We start from the raw sequence: 18,772 nt of genomic DNA on the forward strand, positions 1-18,772 counted from the left end.
CCGGTGGGCTGCCCAAGAATGCCTCCCACCGGCTCAGCTACCCCAACAGGCCGCCTACCAGGCCCGGTTCGCCGGAGGAGCCTCCGGTGTCCGAGCCGCCTGTCGTGCCGCCGGTGCCGCCCGTGGAGCCGGTGCCGCCGGTCGGTCCTGAGCTGGTGCTGGGGGCGCCTCCGGTCGGGGAGGACTGCTGGGGCGGGGCCTGGCCGGTGCCCTGGGTCTGGCTGGGGGCGCCGGTGGTGGTGCTGGTGTCCCTGGTGGCGCCCGGGGTGGTGGCGGCGCCGGAGGGGCTGGCCGTGCCCGCCGTGGCGCCCTGGGTGGGCGAGGTGGAGGCGGACGGGGTCTTCTTGCGCTCGCCGGGTGGCTGCGGCAGCGGGGAGCCGGGGAGTTCGTTGCGCGGGGCGTCGCCGGGGCCGGGGACGATGATGCGGTCGGCGTCGCGGACGGCACCGCCGAGCATCGAGCCGATCAGCAGGGTGAGCCCGATGACGACGGCCGTGACGAGGGCGCCGCGGCGCAGGACGTAGCGACGCAGCTCCCAGATGTCGGAGCGGGGTCCGAGGCGGCGCCAGGCGCTGCCGGCGAGGCGTCCGTCGATGGAGTAGACGGGGGCGCCGGCGATGATCAGCGGGGACCAGGCGGCGAGGTAGATGATGTCGGGCGCGTCGTAGGCGGGGACGCTCTTCCAGCTGACGGTGAGCAGGAGCGCGGCGGAGAGCAGCGCGCCGACGGCGGCACCGATCCGCTGCCAGCAGCCCAGGATCGTGAGCACGCCCACGATGACCTGGAGGAAGGCGATGACGAGGCCGGAGCCGACGGGGTGCTGGAGGGCGAACTGACGCAGTGGCTCGGCGACTTCCCAGGGGTGCAGGGTGTTGAGCCACTTGACCATGGAGCCGCGCTTGCCGCCGTCGAAGTAGACGGGGTCGCAGAGCTTGCCCATGCCGGCGTAGATGGAGATGAAGCCGAGGAAGATGCGCAGCGGGAGGAGGACGACGCCCAGGTTCATGCGGCGGCCCGGGTAGTAGGCGTGCCGCGCGGGGTCGACGCCGTGGCGCCTGGGGGGCGTGCCGGTGTCGCCGGATCGCGCCGTGTCCTCGAACTCCTCGTCCCCGTAGGCGAGTTCCTCGTCGTAGGCGCTGCCGACGGTCCGCATGTCGGGGAGGAGGCGGGGTTCGTCGCCGTCGTAGGTGCGCTGGGCGCCGACGACGGGGGTCTCGACGGTCTGGGCCAACTCGTCGTCGTAGACGTCGATTCGGGGGATGACCTGGGTGGCTCCGGCGTCGGCGGAGGGCTCGTCGACCGGGCGGACGCCGCCACCGCGCACGGCCTGGAGCAGGCGGTGGGCGCCGGTGTCGTCGGGGGCGGACCTGCCGCTCCAGACGACCGGGCGGCGGCGGGCCGCGCCGGTGGCCGTGGTACCCACGGCGGGCATCCGGGCGGTGTCCTCGGCGGCGCTCAAGTGCCGTGCGATCCGCGGGGATTGGGCGGCACGTCTCGTCGACGCGCCCAACTGCACGCGGAAGCTGGCGTGATTGACGATGACCTGCGCCGGATCGCTCGGCACCTTCACCATGCTCAGCGCGGGAGCGTCGTCGAATCCGGAATCGAATCCCGACGAGCGGTCCCCCGTGGGTGTGCGGGGTGTTCTGGTGTCCACACTCATCTAACCGAGTGACGTGTGTTTAGGACACTGCTTTGACTGCCCGGATGTGTCCGGACCGCGTCAAGCTCGCCCCCATCGCCCGGAAGGAGGCGAGATTACCCTGAACAGGTGACAGCGCCGGACACCTGTTCAGGCCCGCCGACGAGCCGCCTCGACCCCTCTTGTCTGCCGCCCTCGCACGCTGCGCGGCTTCGGACGCCTGCGCCGGCCTCCGACCGGCGGGCTCCGCCTGCCGACGCCGACGTCTGTCAGGCCCGCCGACGAGCCGCCTCGTACAGCACGACACCCGCCGCCACGCCCGCGTTCAGCGACTCCGCGCCGCCCGGCATCGGGATCCGGACGCGGTAGTCACAGGTCTCGCCGACCAGTCGGGACAGGCCCTTGCCCTCGCTGCCGACGACGATGACGACCGGGCCGCCCAGGGCCTCCAGGTCGCCGATCTCGTGCTCTCCGTCGGCGGCGAGGCCGACGACGGTGATGCCCGCCTTCTTGTACCCCTCAAGGGCGCGCGTCAGGTTGGTGGCGCGGGCGACGGGGGTACGGGCGGCGGTGCCGGCGGACGTCTTCCAGGCACCGGCGGTCATACCGGCCGCGCGGCGCTCGGGCACGACGACGCCGTGGCCGCCGAAGGCGGAGACCGAGCGGACGACGGCGCCCAGGTTGCGCGGGTCGGTGACGCCGTCCAGCGCCACGATCAGCGGGTCCTCGCCGTTGTCGTAGGCGGCGCTGGCGAGGTCCTCGGGGTGGGCGTACTCGTACGGCGGGACCTGGAGGACCAGGCCCTGGTGGTTGAGCCCGTTGGTCATACGGTCGAGCTCGGGGCGGGGCGCCTCCATGAGGTTGATGCCGCCGCGCTCGGCCGCGAGCTGGAGCGCCTCGCGCACCCGCTCGTCGTTGTCGATGAACTGCTGGACGTACAGCGTCACCGCGGGCACGCCCTCGCGCAGCGCCTCGACGACGGGGTTGCGGCCGACGACCATCTCGGACGTGCCCTTGCCGCCCCGGCCGCGCGGCGTAGGACGGCGGGCGGCCTGCTTGGCCTTGGCGTTGGCGATGCGGTTCGCCTTGTGCTTCTTGCGCATCTCGGCGGGCGGCGTCGGCCCCCGGCCCTCGAGGCCCTTGCGTCGCTGGCCGCCACTGCCGACCTGCGCGCCCTTCTTGCCGGACATGCGGCGGTTGTTCGCGGCCATGACCTACCTGTTCTCTACAGAGTGATGCGCTGAATCAATACGTACGTCTATGCAGTGTGCCGCCCGGAGGGCCGGGCGGCACAATCGATCAAGAAAGCGGGCTAGCGCGGACCGAGCGTCCAGCGCGGTCCCTGGGGGCCGTCCTCGATGCTCAGACCCGACTGGACGAGCTGGTCGCGGATGGCGTCCGCGGTGGCCCAGTCCTTACGGGCGCGGGCCGACTCGCGCTGGTCGAGGACGAGTCGTACGAGGCTGTCGACCACGCCGTGCAGGTCCTCGCCGCGGCTCTCCTCGCCGGCCCAGTGGGCGTCGAGCGGGTCGAGGCCGAGGACGCCGAGCATGGCGCGGACCTCGGCGAGGCGGGCCACGGCGGCTTCCTTGTCGTCGGCGGCCAGCGCGCTGTTGCCCTGGCGGACCGTGGTGTGCACGACGGCGAGTGCCTGCGGGACGCCCAGGTCGTCGTCCATGGCCTCGGCGAAGGCGGGCGGGACCTCGGCGGAGGGCTCGACGACTCCCCCGGCCTTCTCGACGACCCGCTGCACGAAGCCCTCGATGCGCGCGAACGCCGACTCGGCCTCGCGCAGGGCCTCCTCGCTGTACTCGATCATCGAGCGGTAGTGCGGGGTGCCGAGGTAGTAGCGCAGGACGATCGGGCGCCACGCCTTGACCATCTCGGAGACGAGGACGCTGTTGCCGAGCGACTTCGACATCTTCTCGCCGCTCATCGTGACCCAGGCGTTGTGCACCCAGTACGCGGCGAAGTCGTCGCCGTAGGCCTTGGCCTGGGCGATCTCGTTCTCGTGGTGCGGGAAGATCAGGTCGAGGCCGCCGCCGTGGATGTCGAAGGCGGTGCCCAGGTACTTGTGGGCCATGGCCGAGCACTCCAGGTGCCAGCCGGGGCGGCCACGGCCCCACGGGGTCTCCCAGTCGGGCTCGCCCGGCTTGGTCGCCTTCCACAGCGCGAAGTCACGGGGGTCGCGCTTGCCGGTCTCGCCGTCCGCGGCGGGCTGGAGCAGGTTGTCCAGCTCCTGGTTGGACAGCTGGAGGTAGCCCGGGAAGGAGCGCACGTCGAAGTAGACGTTGCCGTCCGCCTCGTAGGCGTGACCGCGCTCGATGAGGCCGCGCATCATCTCGATCATCTCGGGGACGTGCCCGGTGGCGCGCGGTTCGTACGTCGGCGGGAGGCAGCCGAGGGCCTGGTAGCCGTCGTTGAACGCCCGCTCGTTCTCGTAGCCGATGGACCACCAGGGGCGGCCCTGGTCGTGCGACTTGGCGATGATCTTGTCGTCGATGTCGGTGACGTTGCGGATGAACGTGACGTCGTAGCCGCGGTACTCGAACCAGCGGCGCATGATGTCGAAGTTCAGACCGGACCGGATGTGCCCGATGTGCGGTGCGGCCTGCACGGTGGCACCACAGAGGTAGATCGAGACACAACCCGCTGTGAGCGGGGTGAAGTCACGGATCTGCCGGGCGCTGGTGTCGTACAGCCGAATAGTCACGACACCAGGGTAGTGGGCGGCGGGCAGTGCGGTGCGCCGCCCGGCGGTTTGGCCGTTGCCAGGTGCGGGCCGGTGGGGGCTGGTCGCGCAGTTCCCCGCGCCCCTAGGTCGGTGCGGTCACGCCTGTCGGACCACCAAGGCCGTCGCGATCGCCATCAACCCCTCGCCCCGCCCGGGGAATCCGAGGCCGTCCGTCGTAGCCCCCGACACCGACACCGGTGCCCCCGCCGCCTCCGACAGGATCTTCTGGGCCTCGTCGCGGCGCTTGCCGATCTTCGGACGCGGTCCTACGACCTGTACGGCGATGTTGCCGATCCGGAAGCCGGCGTCCCGCACGATCCGGGCCGCCTCCGTCAGCAAGGTGGTCCCGGACGCACCCGACCACTCGGGGCGCCCCGTGCCGAAGTGCTGCCCCAGGTCGCCGAGGCCGGCCGCCGAGAACAGCGCGTTGCACGCGGCGTGGGCGACGACGTCGGCGTCGGAGTGACCGGCCAGGCCCGGGCCCTCGCCCTCCCACTTGAGGCCGGCGCACCACAGTTCGCGGCCCTCTTCGAAGGCGTGGATGTCAGTGCCGATGCCGACCTGCGGCAGCGTGAACTCAGAAGCCATCGTTGAGCCTCCTGCGCGCCAGGACCGCCTCCGCGAGGACCAGGTCCAGCGGGCGGGTCACCTTGAAGGCCTCCTCGTGGCCGGGGACCACCACGACCGTCTCGCCGAGCTGCTCGATCATGCTCGCGTCGTCGGTGACGTTGTCGGTGACCGTCTCGTGGGCGCGGATCAGGGTCGCGCGGTCGAAGCCCTGCGGCGTCTGGACGGCGCGGAGGCGGGCGCGCTCCGGGGTGGCGACGACGGGCTCGGGGTCGCCCGGGACCGCGGCCGGCTCGACCTCCTTCACCGTGTCGGCGAGGGGCAGGGCGGGGACGACGGCCGTGGCGCCCTCGCGTACGGCGTCGATGACCGCGTCCACCGTGTCCACGGGGACCAGCGGGCGGGCGGCGTCGTGGACGAGGACGATGTCGTAGTCCGGCGGCAGGGCGTCCAGGCCGAGCTTCACGGAGTCCTGGCGTTCCTTGCCGCCGGGGACGACCAGGAAGTCGGTGCGCTCGGGGAGGGCGTGGGCGTCGAGGAGGCTCTTGACCTCGGCGGCGCCGTCGGGCGGTGCCACGACGACGACCAGGGAGACCGCGCGGGAGGCGGCCATCGCGCGGACCGCGTGGATCAGCATGGGGGTGCCGTTCAGCGCTCGGAGCGCTTTGGGGGCGCCCGGGCCGAGTCGTACGCCCCGGCCGGCGGCCGGAATCACGACCGCCGTGCGGACTTCGGCGCGCGAAGGGCGCGAATCGTCAGACATCGGTTCCTGTCAGGTTTGTGTGCTCGGCCAAGGTGGGTACGACAGACAGCGTGCCGGGCGCGACGCCTTGACCGGACCCTTCCGTGACGCCGGTCGAGCCTGCTGCCCGGGCCCGGCACGCCAAGTATCGGGGCTTGTCCCCGAAAGATGTGAGCGCCGGGACAGGTCCGATCCGCGCCGAACCGGATCAGTGTCCGGGCGCGAACATGCCGCAGCGCCCGGCGACAATGGTTACGTCATCGGGCACCGCGGCATTTCTCTGCGGCGTTTCTCTTTTCAGAGAACGCAGCAATGTGCTGAGCCGAACCTGGCGGCAGCGTGCGTCGTCAGGACGCGAGGACCTCGTCGAGCAGGGCCTCGGCCTTGTCTTCGTTCGTGTTCTCCGCGAGGGCGAGCTCGCTCACCAGGATCTGGCGGGCCTTGGCGAGCATGCGCTTCTCACCTGCGGAAAGTCCGCGCTCACGCTCACGACGCCACAGGTCACGCACGACTTCCGCGACCTTGATGACATCGCCGGAGGCGAGCTTCTCCAGATTTGCCTTGTAACGACGCGACCAGTTCGTGGGCTCCTCGGCGTACGGCGCGCGCAGCACCTCGAAGACCCGGTCCAGCCCGTCCTGACCGACCACATCACGCACGCCGACGAACTCCGCATTGTCCGCTGGCACACGTACCGTCAGGTCACCCTGGGCGACCTTCAGCACCAAGTAGGTCTTGTCCACGCCTTTGATCTGGCGAGTTTCGATGGCCTCGATCAGCGCGGCCCCGTGATGGGGATAGACCACGGTGTCGCCAACCTTGAACGTCATGTGACAGGTACCCCTTCCGTGGCTATCCAGGGTAACACGGAAACTGCGGGTTCTGAATGGCGTTTTCGCAGGTCAGGGCATATCTCGGGGCTTGACAACAGCAACAGGAACGTGCTGCGCAGGCCGAGCGGAAGAAGGTATTCGCAGGTCGGAGCAGCTCTCCGGGGGAGGTGAAACGCGTACGTTACACACATCCGGAGGCCCTTCAGCGTAGACGAACGTCCCCATATGTCTGGTTCCATGTGTGCGACTTCCGCTACTCCGTTCGGTGGCCTGAGTCGCTTCCGCGCCGTTTCCGGAATTGATCACTCGCAATCGTGAGCACTCACCGGATCAGCCCGTGATCAATTTCGTGGGCGATCGCGATTTCCTTCACGGAAGATTTGCGAGCGGGTGCGGAGGACTCTTATGTGAATGGCGGACGAGTGCGGGCTCAAAGTGACTCGTGAGTCACTTGTGGGGGGTGGTGACTAGCCCCTGCGGTGCGAAGACGGCCCGTTGGGGAGGGTCGGGTGCGGTGACGCGGGAACGGCTCGGTAACCTAAGGCCGCTGACAGACACTTAGGGCGGCTTTATGCGCCCGCCCCGTTCGAGTCAAGGAGTTGCCGCCGCCGTGAGCAGCAGCCTTCGACGCGGTGCCCTCGCGGCCGCCGCCATCGCGTTCTCGATCGCCTCGCTCTCCGCGTGTGCGGCCGGCAACAACGCCCAGACCCTGGAGATCAAGCCGGACAACGCGGCCACCTCCGTCGGTGACATCCAGATCCAGAACGCGGTCGTCATCACCCAGCCCGACCTGGAGTCGACAGGTCCGGCCGTGATCTCCGCGACCCTGTTCAACAGCGGCCCCACCGCCGAGACGCTGGACTCGGTCACCGTGGACGACGCCGGCAAGACCGCCGAGCTCACCGCCGCCAAGGGGAAGGGCAAGCTGACCATCCCGGCCGGCGGCTCCCTTGTCATCGGCGGTGAGGGCAACGCCTCCGCGGTCCTGTCCAGCAGCCGTGAGGCGGTCCAGGACGGCAACGCCCAGAAGATCACCTTCACCTTCAGCAAGACCGGTGCGGTGAGCCTGCGGGCCTTCGTGGTGCCGGCCAAGAGCTTCTTCGAGAAGTGGGGCCCCACCGAGATCCCCGAGGCGCCGGGCACCGGCGAGGGCACCTCGCCCTCCCCGACCGAGTCGGCCACCGGCACGGCCTCGCCTTCGGCGACGGAGACCGCGACCGACGCGGCCTCGGCCTCCGCCACGGCGACCGAGAGCGCGGCCGCCGGGCACTGAGCAGTCCTACGGCGAGAATCTCGCCGTAGACGAAAGGGCGGGACCTCTTCGGAGGTCCCGCCCTTCGTCGTCGTACGGCTTACGGCTTACGGCTCGAACTTGTAGCCCAGGCCCCGGACCGTCACCAGGTACCTCGGCGCGCCCGGGTCCGGTTCGATCTTGGCGCGCAGGCGCTTGACGTGGACGTCGAGGGTCTTGGTGTCGCCGACGTAGTCGGCGCCCCAGACGCGGTCGATGAGCTGCATGCGGGTCAGGACGCGGCCGGCGTTGCGCAGGAGCATTTCGAGGAGGTCGAACTCCTTGAGGGGGAGGTCGACCTTGGAGCCGGAGACCGTGACCACGTGACGGTCCACGTCCATGCGGACCGGGCCGGCCTCCAGCGCGGCCGGGGTGACCTCCTCGGGCTCGCCGCGGCGGCGCAGGACGGCCCGGATACGGGCGACCAGTTCGCGGGAGGAGAAGGGCTTGGTGACATAGTCGTCGGCTCCTATCTCCAGCCCCACGACCTTGTCGATCTCGCTGTCCTTGGCGGTCACCATGATCACGGGCACGTTGGAGCGGCCGCGCAGCTGGCGGCACACCTCGGTGCCGGGCAGACCGGGCAGCATCAGGTCGAGGAGGACGAGGTCGGCGCCGTTGCGCTCGAACTCGTCGAGTCCGTCGGGGCCCGTGGTCGCTACCGCGACCTCGAAGCCCTCCTTGCGGAGCATGTACGACAGGGCGTCGGAGAAGGACTCCTCGTCCTCGACGACAAGCACTCGGGTCACGGAAGGACCTCCGGGGCGGGAAGCGGTTCGTACGGGGATGGGTCGGGTCCGTCCTCGTCATCGAGGTCGGCCGGGTGATGTGCACGGTCGCGGGCAGCCCCCGCCTCCGGCAGCCGCAGGGTGAACGTGGAGCCTTGTCCCTCCGAGCTCCACACCGTGACCTCCCCGGCATGGGAGGCGGCCACGTGTTTGACGATCGCCAGGCCCAGGCCCGTGCCGCCGGTGGCACGGGAGCGGGCCGGGTCGACGCGGTAGAAGCGCTCGAAGATGCGCTCCTTGTCCTTGTCGGAGATGCCGATGCCCTGGTCGGTCACGGCGATCTCGATGAGGTCTCCGCCGGGGGCGGTCACCCGGCGGGCGGCTATGCCGACGCGGGTGCGGGCCGGGGAGTAGTTCACGGCGTTCTCGACGAGGTTGCCGAGGGCGGCGGCGAGCTGGCCGCGGTTGCCCCAGATCCTCAGGTCCGCGGCGCCGCCGGCGGCCATGGTGATCTGCTTGGCGCCGGCCTGGTGGCGGCAGCGGTCGATGGCCTCGGCGACGAGTTCGTCGATCCGGACCGGCTCGGCGTCCTCGAGAGGGTCGTCGTTCTGGACCCTCGACAGATCGATGAGCTCCTGGACCAGGTTGGTCAGCCGGGTGGCCTCTATCTGCATCCGGCCGGCGAAGCGCGTCACCGCCTCGGGGTCGTCGGAGGCGTCCATGACGGCCTCGGACAGCAGGGAGAGGGCGCCGACCGGGGTCTTGAGCTCATGGCTGACGTTCGCCACGAAGTCGCGGCGGACCGCCTCTATACGGCGGGCCTCGGTGAGGTCCTCGACCAGGAGGAGGACCAGCCGCGAGCCGAGGGGGGCGACCCGGGCGGAGACCGCGAGGGCCTCGCCGCGTCCGGTTCCCCTTCTCGGCAGATCCAGTTCGACCTGTCGTATCTCTCCGTCCCTCCTGGTGTCGCGGGCCATCTGGAGCATGGGCTCGACGGCGAGTTTGCCGCCGCGGACCAGGCCGAGGGCGTAGGCGGCCGAGCTGGCCTTGACGACACCGTCGGCCTCGTCGAGGACGACGGCGGAGGAGCGGAGGACGGACAGGACGGTGTCCACGCCCGGCGGGAGCACCGGGTCGGTGTGCAGCGAGGTGCGGGTGGGGCGTTTCTGCTCCCGCTCGCTGAAGCGGAACGCCAGCATGGCGATCACGCCGGTAAGTGCTCCGGCGATCGCTGCCAATGCGGCGACCGCCGCGTTCACGTCCATGCGTCCAGGTTAGGCACGGGATCGCTCCTGGCCACAGCCTTCGAGGTGCGAGCTCGAACACTCGTCGCCCAGAGTTCACCTTGGAGCCAGTGATGGTTCATTTGGGGTGACGGAATTCGACGCGTACAGGGCCGAACGTGGGAGCGTGGGGTTCACAGCGCCGGTTGTCGGACGTATCCGGTGGCTGGTTCTGACCCCCGGAACCCCCGAGGCAGACGTAAGAGAGGGATCCCTGATGCGGGACGCGTACCACGAGGAACTTGACTCCATCGGCGACGGCCTGGTGGAGATGGCCCGACTGGTGGGGTCGGCGATCGGGCGCGCCACGACGTCCATCCTCGACTCCGACCTGAAGCTGGCCGAGAGCGTCATCGAGGCCGACCAGAAGGTCGACGACCTCCAGCACGACCTGGAGGCACGGGCCATAGCCCTGCTCGCCAGGCAGCAGCCGGTGGCGACGGACCTCCGTATCGTCGTGACCTCGCTGCGGATGTCGGCGGACCTGGAGCGCTCGGGTGACCTCGCCCAGCATGTGGCGAAGCTGGCCCGGCTGCGCTTCCCGGAGCGGGCCATCCCGCACGACCTGCACGCCACGATCCTGGAGATGGGCCAGCTCGCGCAGCGCCTGATGGCGAAGGCGGCGGAGGTCATCATCACCAAGGACGTCGACCTCGCGCTCCAGCTGGAGCAGGACGACGACGAGATGGACCTGCTGCACCGCACCCTCTTCCAGCACCTGCTGGACGACCGCTGGAAGCACGGCATCGAGACGGCCGTGGACGTGACCCTGCTGGGCCGCTACTACGAGCGGTTCGCCGATCACGCGGTGTCGGTGGCCAAGCGGGTGGTGTTCCTGGTGACGGGTGAGCACGCGGACGATCTGCAGGCGGACATCCAGCCGGTGACGGGGGTGGAGGGGGCCTGAGGGCTCTTGGCCGGGGTGTGCGGGTCCGTGCCGTGTGCGGGGCCCGGGTCCTGGTCGGACTGAGGTGTGCGGGGGCCTGTTCGGGGCGCGCGCAAGCCTCAGTGCGCCGTTGATGCGACCTCGTGGGCGGGCATGCAATGGGCACAGGGTCTGTGCCGAGAGTCAGACCCTTGCCTTGAGGAGGGACCCATGGCCGAATACCCCAGTACCCCCACGCCCGACCCCACACAGGAACGCCCGACCGAGCAGCCCGCCGAGATCAGGAACCTGATGCTGATCGGCGCGTGCGGCTGCGGCTCGGGCTGCGGGTGCGGGTGCCAGTCGGGCAATCCGTGCCAGTGCGGCTGACGTCGCGCTTCTTGTCGTACGACGGTGAGGGCCCCGGTGATCGCGCCGGGGCCCTTTTCGTGGGCTCGGGGTGGTGCCCGGGGTTCGGTGACCGTGAGGAGGACGTCCGTGGTGGCCCGGAGGACGGTGATGTACGTGAGCGCTCAAGCCGTTCTCGTAGGCGGCGTCTACGCCTGGGTCTTCCTGCCTCAGGAGAACGTGAAAGCGGCAGCTGACACCTCCCGTCCCGGAACCGTTCTCCCTGCCGTCACGTCGGACGGTCATGAAGCGGACCGTTCTCCTCGCCTCCACCGCCCTCGCGACCGCCGCCCTCACCACCACGTCCTTCGCTCAGTCCGGCAACGACGGCCCGCGCACCGCGCCGCCCTCCCTCACGGGTGTCGGATGGCACGCCCACACCATCACTGTCGACGGCGTCACTCACTCCGTGCCGAAGGGTTCCACTGCGGGGCTGATGTTCAACGACGACAAACGCACCGTCACCGGCCACGACGGCTGCAACACCATCTGGGGCAAGGCAGTCGTGGATGTCGACCGGTCCACGATCACCTTCGACAGCGAGTACGGGGCGACGATGATCGCCTGCTACCCGCCCGCCCATGTCGACGTCATACCCTCCGCCGGCACCTACGAGGCCCGGGTGACCGCCCACACCCTCACCCTCACCGGCCCGAACGGCCACGTGATCACCCTGAGGCGGTGAGACATCGCCCCAGGTCGTCCAGCGCGCCACACGTTGGCAGGCACGCCTTGACGCACTTCTGCGTTCGCTGCTCTCCGTCCGAACCGTGTTGCCGTGGAGGCTTCTTGAAGTCCACCCGTATGGCTAGCCTCCAAGCATGGGTCTGTCGCTCGCGCTGAACCTCGTGGCTGTCCTGGTAGCGGTGACCGCGTTGGCCACTGGGACTTGCTCGTCGCCGCCGGCCACCTGGACCGCTACGCGCCCGGGGCCCGGTATTGGACTTGCCCGGCTTTGCGCAGGGCATCCATCGTTTCGTCGACGGTCAGGAGAACGGTCGTCTCGAACGAGCTGAGCGCGCCGCCTCCGCTGATCGCCAGGGCGACCGCGGCCATGGAGACGTTGTCGGGGGCCTCCCACAGGTTGTAGCCGTCGCGGGTGCCGAACGCGTACCAGAATCCGTGGAGCTTGCCGCCGACGGACTCGATGTACGACTGAGCGGCCTTCGCGCGGTCTTCGGGGTGACCGATGAGTCTCGCCCAAGTCTCCGGCGTGTAGCTGAACCTCGATAGATAGAGCGGCATCGCGTCTCCCTTTCGTCCCAGAAAGGAATGCCCCGCAGGACGGGATACGCCCCCGAGGCCACACGCGTCTCCCCCGAACGGCCGGGATGATGACCGGCAGGGCCACTGCTGTGAGCGACCGCGCCGCATCGGAACTACGGCATCGAAGCCCACGTCAGTCCCCGCGACCTGCCGATCGCGCTGCTCGGCACGGCCGACCGGCACTCGCCCTCTGGGCCAACGCCCCCGCTGAGGTCGTCATCCCTACAGCCCTGTTGATCGTCCTCGACGTCCGCATCCGCCGTCGGCGATGACACACGTGACGGCCCGAGGCCACTGAGAAGCCCCCCACCGCAGGGAAACCGCAGGTGGGGGGCTTAAGTGTGGCGCGTTACTTCTTCTTGCCCTGGTTCTTGACCGCCTCGATGGCCGCTGCGGCCGCCTCCGGGTCGAGGTACTTGCCGCCCGGGGTGACCGGGGTGAAGTCGGGGTTCAGTTCGTAGTAGAGCGGGATGCCCGTGGGGATGTTCAGGCCCGCGATGTCGGCGTCGGAGATGCCGTCGAGGTGCTTGACCAGGGCGCGGAGGCTGTTGCCGTGGGCCGCGACCAGGACCGTGCGGCCGGCGAGGAGGTCGGGGACGATGCCGTCGTACCAGTACGGGAGCATGCGGACGACGACGTCCTTCAGGCACTCCGTGCGGGGGCGGAGCTCCGGGGGGATCGTCGCGTAGCGCGGGTCGTCCGACTGGGAGTACTCCGTGCCGTCCTCGAGCGCGGGCGGCGGGGTGTCGTAGGAGCGGCGCCAGAGCATGAACTGCTCCTCGCCGAACTCCGCGAGGGTCTGCGCCTTGTCCTTGCCCTGGAGGGCGCCGTAGTGACGCTCGTTCAGGCGCCAGGAGCGGTGGACCGGGATCCAGTGGCGGTCCGCGGACTCCAGCGCGAGCTGCGCCGTACGGATGGCGCGCTTCTGGAGGGACGTGTGGACCACGTCGGGGAGGAGATCGGCGTCCTTCAGGAGCTCGCCACCGCGGACCGCCTCCTTCTCGCCCTTCTCGTTCAGGTTCACGTCCACCCAGCCGGTGAACAGGTTCTTCGCGTTCCACTCGCTCTCGCCGTGGCGGAGGAGGATCAGCTTGTACGGTGCGTCGGCCATGCGTATGAGCGTAATCCACCGACTCGATCGCTTGTGCCGCCGTTCGGCAGGCGGACGGCGGGCGGACGGTTGACGGGATCTGTTAATTGAGTGGCCTCCCCGAGCGCGTCGATTGTAAGTTGCCGTTGCCGCTAGAGACGCTTACATCACCTCGGGGGACCCACCATGTCATCAGCCACCTTGAGACGTGCCCTGCGCGAATCCGTCTCCGGGCTCCCCCGCGAGTTCTGGTGGCTGTGGACCAGCACCCTCGTCAACCGGCTCGGTGCCTTCGTCGCCACCTTCATGGCGCTCTACCTCACGCTCGACCGTGGCTACTCCGCCGCCTTCGCCGGTCTCGTCGCCTCCCTGCACGGGCTGGGCGGTGTCGTCTCGTCCGTCGGTGCCGGCGTCATGACCGACCGGCTGGGACGGCGGCCCACGCTGCTCATCGCCCAGGCCTCCACCGCCGCCTCCGTCGCCCTGCTCGGCTTCATGCACCACCCGGTCGCCATCGCCGCCGTCGCCTTCCTCGTCGGCATGACCAGCAACGCCTCACGGCCCGCCGTGCAGGCGATGATGGCCGACATCGTGCGGCCCGAGGACCGGGTGCGGGCCTTCTCGCTCAACTACTGGGCGATCAACCTCGGGTTCGCCATCTCCTCCATGGCCGCCGGGTTCATCGCCGAGTTCAGCTACCTCGCCGGGTTCCTCATCGAGGCCGGCATGACGGCCGCCTGTGCGATCGTGATCTTCCTGAAGCTGCCCGAGTCGCGGCCCGAGCGCACGCTCACCGAGAAGGCGGCGGACAGCGAGGTCGGGCTCGGCACCGTGCTCCGCGACGGGCGCTACATGGGTGTGGTCGGGCTGTCCTTCCTCATCGCCCTCGTCTTCCAGCAGGGCTCGGTCGGGCTGCCGGTGGCGATGGGCGAGGCCGGGTTCACCCCCGCCGACTACGGCATGGCGATCGCCGTCAACGGCGTGCTCATCGTCGCCCTGCAGATCCCGGTCACCCGGTACATCCAGCACCGCGATCCGCGCCGGCTGCTCGTCATCTCGTCCCTGCTCGCCGGATACGGCTTCGGGCTCACCGCCTTCGCCGGCTCCATCGGCGTCTTCGCCCTCACGGTCTGCGTCTGGACCCTCGCCGAGATCGTCAACGCGCCCACCCAGACCAGCCTCGTCGTCCGCCTCTCCCCCGTGCACGGCCGCGGCCGCTACCAGGGCATGTACACCCTGTCCTGGGCCGTCGCCTCCCTCGTCGCCCCGCTGATGTCCGGCCTGATCATCGACCACTACGGCGCCGAATGGCTGTGGGGACTGTGCGCGGTCGTCGGCACGCTCGCCGCGGTGGGGTACAGCATGCTGATGCGGCGCCTGCCCGCCGAGGACCCACAGCCGACCGAGCCACCCGTCACCGCCGAGCCCGAAGTCAGCGCGGCCTGACCCCGGGCGGGAGACGGGCATGCCCGACAGTTCCGAGCCGATCTTCCAGGAGAACGGCTGCCGGGTGGTGCCGGACCGCTGGCGCTGGCGTACCGGCGACGACTTCGTGACGAAGAAGCGCACCCCCTGACGCCCCCTCACGGATGCATCCGCGCCCCCTTCACCACCTTGTCCACCCCGTTCCGCGCCCCGTAGACCGCCATCCCCACCACATCCAACTCCCCCGTCCCCACGGCCCGCACCGCCGCCCGGTTGTCCCGGTCGTTGCCCGTCGAGAACAGGTCGCCCGTGAAGACCGAGCACGGCAGCCCCCGCGACAGCGCACGCGTATGCGCCGCCGTCAGCGTCTCCTTCGTCCCCTCGAAGACCATCACCGGCTGGCGGAACATCGGCAGATAGGACACCCCGTCGGCGTCCTCGTAGGGCTCCCCGACCACCTCGGGAACCACCGTGCCGAGGCCGCTGACCAGGAACGCGGTGACGTTCAGCCGCTGCCACGGCTCCAGGTCCTCCCGCAGCAGGACGGCGATCTTCGTATCGAATCGGATGGGTGCGTCGTCGCTCATGCACTGAGACTGCCGAACGCCGTACGACACCGTCTTGTACGTTCTTTGCATGGCCGCCCGGCAGACCGTCTCCGCGTGGCGCCCCGCCGTCCCGGGCGTCGTGGAGGTCTTCCACGCGCACTTCACCGGGTACGCGTACCCGATGCACGTCCATGACGCGTGGACGCTGCTGATCGTGGACGACGGGGCCGTACGGTACGACCTCGACCGGCACGAGCACGGCACCCCGCACGACACGGTGTCCCTGCTGCCGCCGCACGTCCCGCACAACGGCTCCCCTGCCACCCCGGACGGTTTCCGCAAGCGGGTCATCTATCTCGACACCTCGCTGCTGGGCGAGGACCTCGTCGGGGCCGCCGTCGACACCCCCGATCTGCGCGACCCCCTGCTGCGGCAGCGCGTCGGACAGCTGCACCACGCCCTGGACCATCCCGGCGACGAGCTGGAGGCGGCGAGCAGACTGACGTTCATCGGGGAGCGGCTCACCGCTCAGCTGCGGCCGCGCCTGCTCACCGACGTCCCGCGCGCCGACCCCGCGCTCGCCCGCCGGCTGCGCGAGCTCCTGGACGAGCGGGTGGTCGAGGGGGTCACCCTCGACGAGGCCGCCGCGCTGGTGCACGCGCATCCCGCCCATCTGGTACGGGCGTTCAGCGCCGCCTACGGCATCGCCCCGCACCAGTACCTCAACTCCCGCCGTGTCGACCGCGCCCGGCGGCTCCTGCTCGACGGGGTGCGACCGAGCGAGGTGGCCGGCGCCACCGGCTTCTTCGACCAGTCCCATCTCACCCGGCACTTCAGGAAGTTGGTGGGGGTCACGCCCGGGCGGTACACGAAGTAAGCGGACGTTCGTTCGAGTAGTTCGACGGAAGACGCCCGTCCGGTGATCAGTGCCGCTTAGCGTCGGTCCATGGACAACTCAGAGGACACACAAGGCACTTCACAGCCCGACCGCACCTTAAGAGTCAGACGTTTCTCCACCGCCGTCGTCGGCGCGGCCGCCCTCGTGGCCCTCAGCGTCGGCGCCGCCCTCGCGGCGACCTCGGACGACGAGCCCACCGCCGAGCCCTCCGTGGAGATCAGCGTCCCGGCGGACGGGGGCACCGGCGGCTCGGGCTCCGGCGGCGGCGACACCACCGGCGGCAGCGGCCCGAGCCCGACGTTCACGGAACCGGACCACCCCACCGAAGACCCCAGCGACGAGCCGTCCGCGCCCAGTGAGCTGGACGAGCTCAACCGGCGTATCGCGGAGCTCGACAGGAAGGTCGACGAGCTGCCCACCAAGAAGGAACTGGCGGACGCCCTGCGCGCGTTCGCCGACGAGCTCGACAAGGGCGAGCCCTCCGGCGAGGACCCCGATCCCACCAGCGAGCCCCAGCCGGACTCGTCCCTGCCGCCCGGCGACTCCTGACGCGCCGGCCCGGCGTCAGTCGGTCCGGTCGGACGGGTCGGCCACATCAGAAGACGGGCGCTGGGTCAGATGCGCGAACGCGTCCAGGTTGCGGGTCGACTCACCCCGGGCCACGCGCCACTCGTACTCCTTGCGGATCGCGGACGCGAAACCGAGCTCCAGCAGGGTGTTGAAGCTGCCGTCCGCCGCCTCCAGGGTCTGGCCCAGGAGGCGGTCGATCTCGTCGGCGGTGACGGCGGCGAGGGGGAGCTTGGCGGTGACGTAGACGTCGCCGAGCCGGTCCACGGCGTAACTCACGCCGTACAGCTTGAGGTTGCGCTCCAGGAGCCAGCGGTGGACGCCGGACTCGTTCTCGTCGGGGTGGCGGACGACGAAGGCGTTCAGGGAGAGGGAGTGACGGCCGACCAGGAGGGAGACCGTCGTCTTCAGCTTGCGGGTGCCGGGGAGCTGGACGACGTAGTTGCCGGGGGCCGGGCTCTCCCACTCCAGTTCGTTGTCCTTGAGGACACCCTCGATGACCTGCGCCGCCTTCTGCTCCTCAGCCATGGTGGGAGCGTACGCGACGCCGGTGGGCCTGCATCGCGGCCGTGTAGACGTCCGCCGTCGCGGCGGCCGCGGTGTCCCAGCCGAAGGACTGCGCGTGCCGGGCGGCGGCCTCGCCCATGCGGGGCGCGAGGTGGGGGTCGTCGGCGAGGTCGCGGAGCACGCGCGCGTAGTCGGCGGGGTTGTGGCCTCGTACGAGGAAGCCGGTCTGCTGGTCGCGTACGGCCACCGGCAGGCCGCCCACCGCCGCCGCGAGGACGGGGGTGCCGGCCGCCTGGGCCTCTATGGCGACCAGGCCGAAGGACTCGCTGTACGACGGCATGACCAGCACGGACGCGGCCCGGAACCAGTCCGCGAGCTGTTCCTGGCCGACGGGCGGACGGAACCGTACGACGTCCGCGATGCCGAGCCGGGCGGCCAGCTTCTGCAATCCCTCGGGCTTGGCGAGGCCGCTGCCGCTGGGGCCGCCGACGATGGGGACCACCAGGCGGGAGCGGAGTTCCGGGCGCTCGTCGAGGAGGACGGCGACGGCGCGCAGGAGGATGTCCGGGGCCTTCAGGGGCTGGATACGGCCCGCGAAGAGCGGGATCAGGGCGTCCTGGGGGAGGCCGAGGCGGGCGCGGGCCGCCGCGCGGCCGTCGGCGGGGCTGAAACGGTCCAGGTTGACGCCGGGGTGGACCACGGCGACCTTGCCGGGGTCCGCGCTGTAGTGGCGTACGAGCTCGTCGGCCTCCTCCGCCGTGTTGGCGATGAGGCGGTCCGCGGCGTCGACGATCTGGGTCTCGCCGATGACACGTGCGGCGGGTTCGGGGGTGTCGCCGTCGGCGAGGTTGGCGTTCTTGACCTTGGCCATGGTGTGCATGGCGTGCACCAGGGGGACGCCCCAGCGCTGGGCGGCGAGCCAGCCGACGTGGCCGGAGAGCCAGTAGTGCGAGTGGACGAGGTCGTAGTAGCCGGGGCGGTGTCCTGCCCACGCCTGCATCACGCCGTGCGTGAAGGCGCACAGCTGGGCGGGGAGCTCCTCCTTGGCGAGGCCCTCGTAGGGGCCGGCGTCGACATGGCGGACGAGGACGCCGGGGGCGAGCTGGACGGTCGGCTCCAGTGCGGCGGTCGTCGCGCGCGTGAAGATCTCGACCTCGATGTTGATCGCGGCGAGGCGCTGCGCGAGCTCGACGATGTAGACGTTCATGCCGCCCGCGTCGCCGGTGCCGGGCTGGTGGAGCGGGGACGTGTGCACGGAGAGCATCGCGACACGGCGGGGGCGGCGGTGCAGCCGCAGCCGCGGGGGCGCGGCCGGGGAGCGTCGCCCGAGCCTGCTGACGTACTGGCTCACGTGGCGGTCCTCCTCGCAGCGGGCATG

The 18,772-nt window shown here is 70.3% G+C and carries 20 protein-coding genes; 7 read left to right on the top strand and 13 right to left on the bottom strand.

The annotated features are described in order from the left end of the window. Positions 1 to 37: 37 nt before the first annotated feature. From ACFY0U_RS14830 to ACFY0U_RS14855, 6 genes are all read right to left on the bottom strand, one after another. Positions 38 to 1,663 (bottom strand): DoxX family membrane protein, encoded by a 1,626-nt coding sequence (locus ACFY0U_RS14830; protein ID WP_388635128.1) that lies wholly within the window; start codon positions 1,661 to 1,663, stop codon positions 38 to 40. Between the two features lie 248 nt (positions 1,664 to 1,911). After that, on the bottom strand, positions 1,912 to 2,853 hold the full coding sequence (gene rlmB / locus ACFY0U_RS14835) for a 23S rRNA (guanosine(2251)-2'-O)-methyltransferase RlmB (RefSeq protein WP_388635130.1): 942 nt from the start codon (positions 2,851 to 2,853) through the stop codon (positions 1,912 to 1,914). Between the two features lie 101 nt (positions 2,854 to 2,954). Beyond that, positions 2,955 to 4,355 carry a cysteine--tRNA ligase gene (gene cysS / locus ACFY0U_RS14840; RefSeq protein WP_388635132.1) on the bottom strand — a complete coding sequence of 467 codons (1,401 nt, stop codon included), beginning with the start codon at positions 4,353 to 4,355 and terminating at the stop codon, positions 2,955 to 2,957. Positions 4,356 to 4,472: 117 nt separating this feature from the next. Next, positions 4,473 to 4,964: a 2-C-methyl-D-erythritol 2,4-cyclodiphosphate synthase gene (gene ispF, locus ACFY0U_RS14845; protein WP_388635134.1), complete on the bottom strand. Its 492-nt coding sequence runs from the start codon at positions 4,962 to 4,964 to the stop codon at positions 4,473 to 4,475. Continuing rightward, entirely contained in the window at positions 4,954 to 5,706 is a 753-nt protein-coding gene (ispD, locus tag ACFY0U_RS14850) for a 2-C-methyl-D-erythritol 4-phosphate cytidylyltransferase (protein WP_388635136.1), read from the bottom strand. The genes ispF and ispD overlap by 11 nt, the downstream gene beginning before the upstream one ends. A gap of 326 nt (positions 5,707 to 6,032) precedes the next feature. After that, complete coding sequence (locus ACFY0U_RS14855; RefSeq protein WP_003953493.1) at positions 6,033 to 6,515, bottom strand: CarD family transcriptional regulator; 483 nt, start codon at positions 6,513 to 6,515, stop codon at positions 6,033 to 6,035. 613 nt (positions 6,516 to 7,128) lie between these two features. Between ACFY0U_RS14855 and ACFY0U_RS14860 the strand changes: the two genes are divergently transcribed. Then, on the top strand, positions 7,129 to 7,791 hold the full coding sequence (locus tag ACFY0U_RS14860; protein ID WP_388635138.1) for a DUF461 domain-containing protein: 663 nt from the start codon (positions 7,129 to 7,131) through the stop codon (positions 7,789 to 7,791). 86 nt (positions 7,792 to 7,877) lie between these two features. On the opposite strand, the gene ACFY0U_RS14865 is transcribed toward ACFY0U_RS14860, so the two are convergent. Both ACFY0U_RS14865 and ACFY0U_RS14870 read right to left on the bottom strand, forming a co-directional pair. After that, positions 7,878 to 8,558, bottom strand: a complete 681-nt coding sequence (locus ACFY0U_RS14865) for a response regulator transcription factor (RefSeq protein ID WP_015659563.1) — start codon at positions 8,556 to 8,558, stop codon at positions 7,878 to 7,880. Next, positions 8,555 to 9,802, bottom strand: a complete 1,248-nt coding sequence (locus tag ACFY0U_RS14870; protein ID WP_388635140.1) for a sensor histidine kinase — start codon at positions 9,800 to 9,802, stop codon at positions 8,555 to 8,557. The genes ACFY0U_RS14865 and ACFY0U_RS14870 overlap by 4 nt, the downstream gene beginning before the upstream one ends. Positions 9,803 to 10,037: 235 nt before the next feature. Here ACFY0U_RS14870 and phoU point away from each other — a divergent pair, with 235 nt between their 5' ends. The 3 genes from phoU (at position 10,038) to ACFY0U_RS14885 (ending at position 11,778) form a co-directional block, all read left to right on the top strand. Continuing rightward, the gene (gene phoU / locus ACFY0U_RS14875; RefSeq protein ID WP_388635142.1) at positions 10,038 to 10,727 is read left to right on the top strand and encodes a phosphate signaling complex protein PhoU; all 690 of its coding nucleotides are present in this window, start codon (positions 10,038 to 10,040) and stop codon (positions 10,725 to 10,727) included. Between the two features lie 189 nt (positions 10,728 to 10,916). Further along, positions 10,917 to 11,075 (top strand): hypothetical protein, encoded by a 159-nt coding sequence (locus ACFY0U_RS14880; RefSeq protein WP_388635144.1) that lies wholly within the window; start codon positions 10,917 to 10,919, stop codon positions 11,073 to 11,075. A gap of 262 nt (positions 11,076 to 11,337) precedes the next feature. Further along, positions 11,338 to 11,778, top strand: coding sequence for an META domain-containing protein (locus ACFY0U_RS14885; RefSeq protein WP_388635146.1), 441 nt, complete (start codon positions 11,338 to 11,340; stop codon positions 11,776 to 11,778). A gap of 233 nt (positions 11,779 to 12,011) precedes the next feature. Here ACFY0U_RS14885 and ACFY0U_RS14890 read toward each other — a convergent pair whose 3' ends face one another. Both ACFY0U_RS14890 and ACFY0U_RS14895 read right to left on the bottom strand, forming a co-directional pair. Continuing rightward, positions 12,012 to 12,338 carry a GYD domain-containing protein gene (locus ACFY0U_RS14890; protein ID WP_055715829.1) on the bottom strand — a complete coding sequence of 109 codons (327 nt, stop codon included), beginning with the start codon at positions 12,336 to 12,338 and terminating at the stop codon, positions 12,012 to 12,014. Positions 12,339 to 12,708: 370 nt separating this feature from the next. Continuing rightward, positions 12,709 to 13,470 carry a phosphoglyceromutase gene (locus ACFY0U_RS14895; protein ID WP_388635148.1) on the bottom strand — a complete coding sequence of 254 codons (762 nt, stop codon included), beginning with the start codon at positions 13,468 to 13,470 and terminating at the stop codon, positions 12,709 to 12,711. A 165-nt stretch (positions 13,471 to 13,635) separates the two neighbouring features. Between ACFY0U_RS14895 and ACFY0U_RS14900 the strand changes: the two genes are divergently transcribed. After that, positions 13,636 to 14,895, top strand: a complete 1,260-nt coding sequence (locus ACFY0U_RS14900) for an MDR family MFS transporter (RefSeq protein WP_388635150.1) — start codon at positions 13,636 to 13,638, stop codon at positions 14,893 to 14,895. Positions 14,896 to 15,032: 137 nt separating this feature from the next. Here the strand turns inward: ACFY0U_RS14900 and ACFY0U_RS14905 are convergent, their stop codons facing one another. Further along, the gene (locus tag ACFY0U_RS14905) at positions 15,033 to 15,461 is read right to left on the bottom strand and encodes a DUF2000 family protein (RefSeq protein ID WP_388635152.1); all 429 of its coding nucleotides are present in this window, start codon (positions 15,459 to 15,461) and stop codon (positions 15,033 to 15,035) included. A 49-nt stretch (positions 15,462 to 15,510) separates the two neighbouring features. On the opposite strand from ACFY0U_RS14905, the gene ACFY0U_RS14910 reads away from it, so the two are divergent. Then, positions 15,511 to 16,299 carry an AraC family transcriptional regulator gene (locus ACFY0U_RS14910; protein ID WP_388635154.1) on the top strand — a complete coding sequence of 263 codons (789 nt, stop codon included), beginning with the start codon at positions 15,511 to 15,513 and terminating at the stop codon, positions 16,297 to 16,299. A gap of 69 nt (positions 16,300 to 16,368) precedes the next feature. Further along, entirely contained in the window at positions 16,369 to 16,869 is a 501-nt protein-coding gene (locus ACFY0U_RS14915) for a hypothetical protein (RefSeq protein ID WP_388635156.1), read from the top strand. A 15-nt stretch (positions 16,870 to 16,884) separates the two neighbouring features. On the opposite strand, the gene ACFY0U_RS14920 is transcribed toward ACFY0U_RS14915, so the two are convergent. Both ACFY0U_RS14920 and mshA read right to left on the bottom strand, forming a co-directional pair. Beyond that, on the bottom strand, positions 16,885 to 17,415 hold the full coding sequence (locus tag ACFY0U_RS14920) for a YbjN domain-containing protein (RefSeq protein ID WP_388635158.1): 531 nt from the start codon (positions 17,413 to 17,415) through the stop codon (positions 16,885 to 16,887). Continuing rightward, complete coding sequence (mshA, locus tag ACFY0U_RS14925; protein ID WP_388635160.1) at positions 17,408 to 18,745, bottom strand: D-inositol-3-phosphate glycosyltransferase; 1,338 nt, start codon at positions 18,743 to 18,745, stop codon at positions 17,408 to 17,410. Before mshA ends, ACFY0U_RS14920 begins: the two co-directional genes overlap by 8 nt. Positions 18,746 to 18,772: the final 27 nt, after the last annotated feature.

The organism is Streptomyces sp. NPDC001536, from assembly GCF_042894505.1.
Classification (GTDB): domain Bacteria; phylum Actinomycetota; class Actinomycetes; order Streptomycetales; family Streptomycetaceae; genus Streptomyces.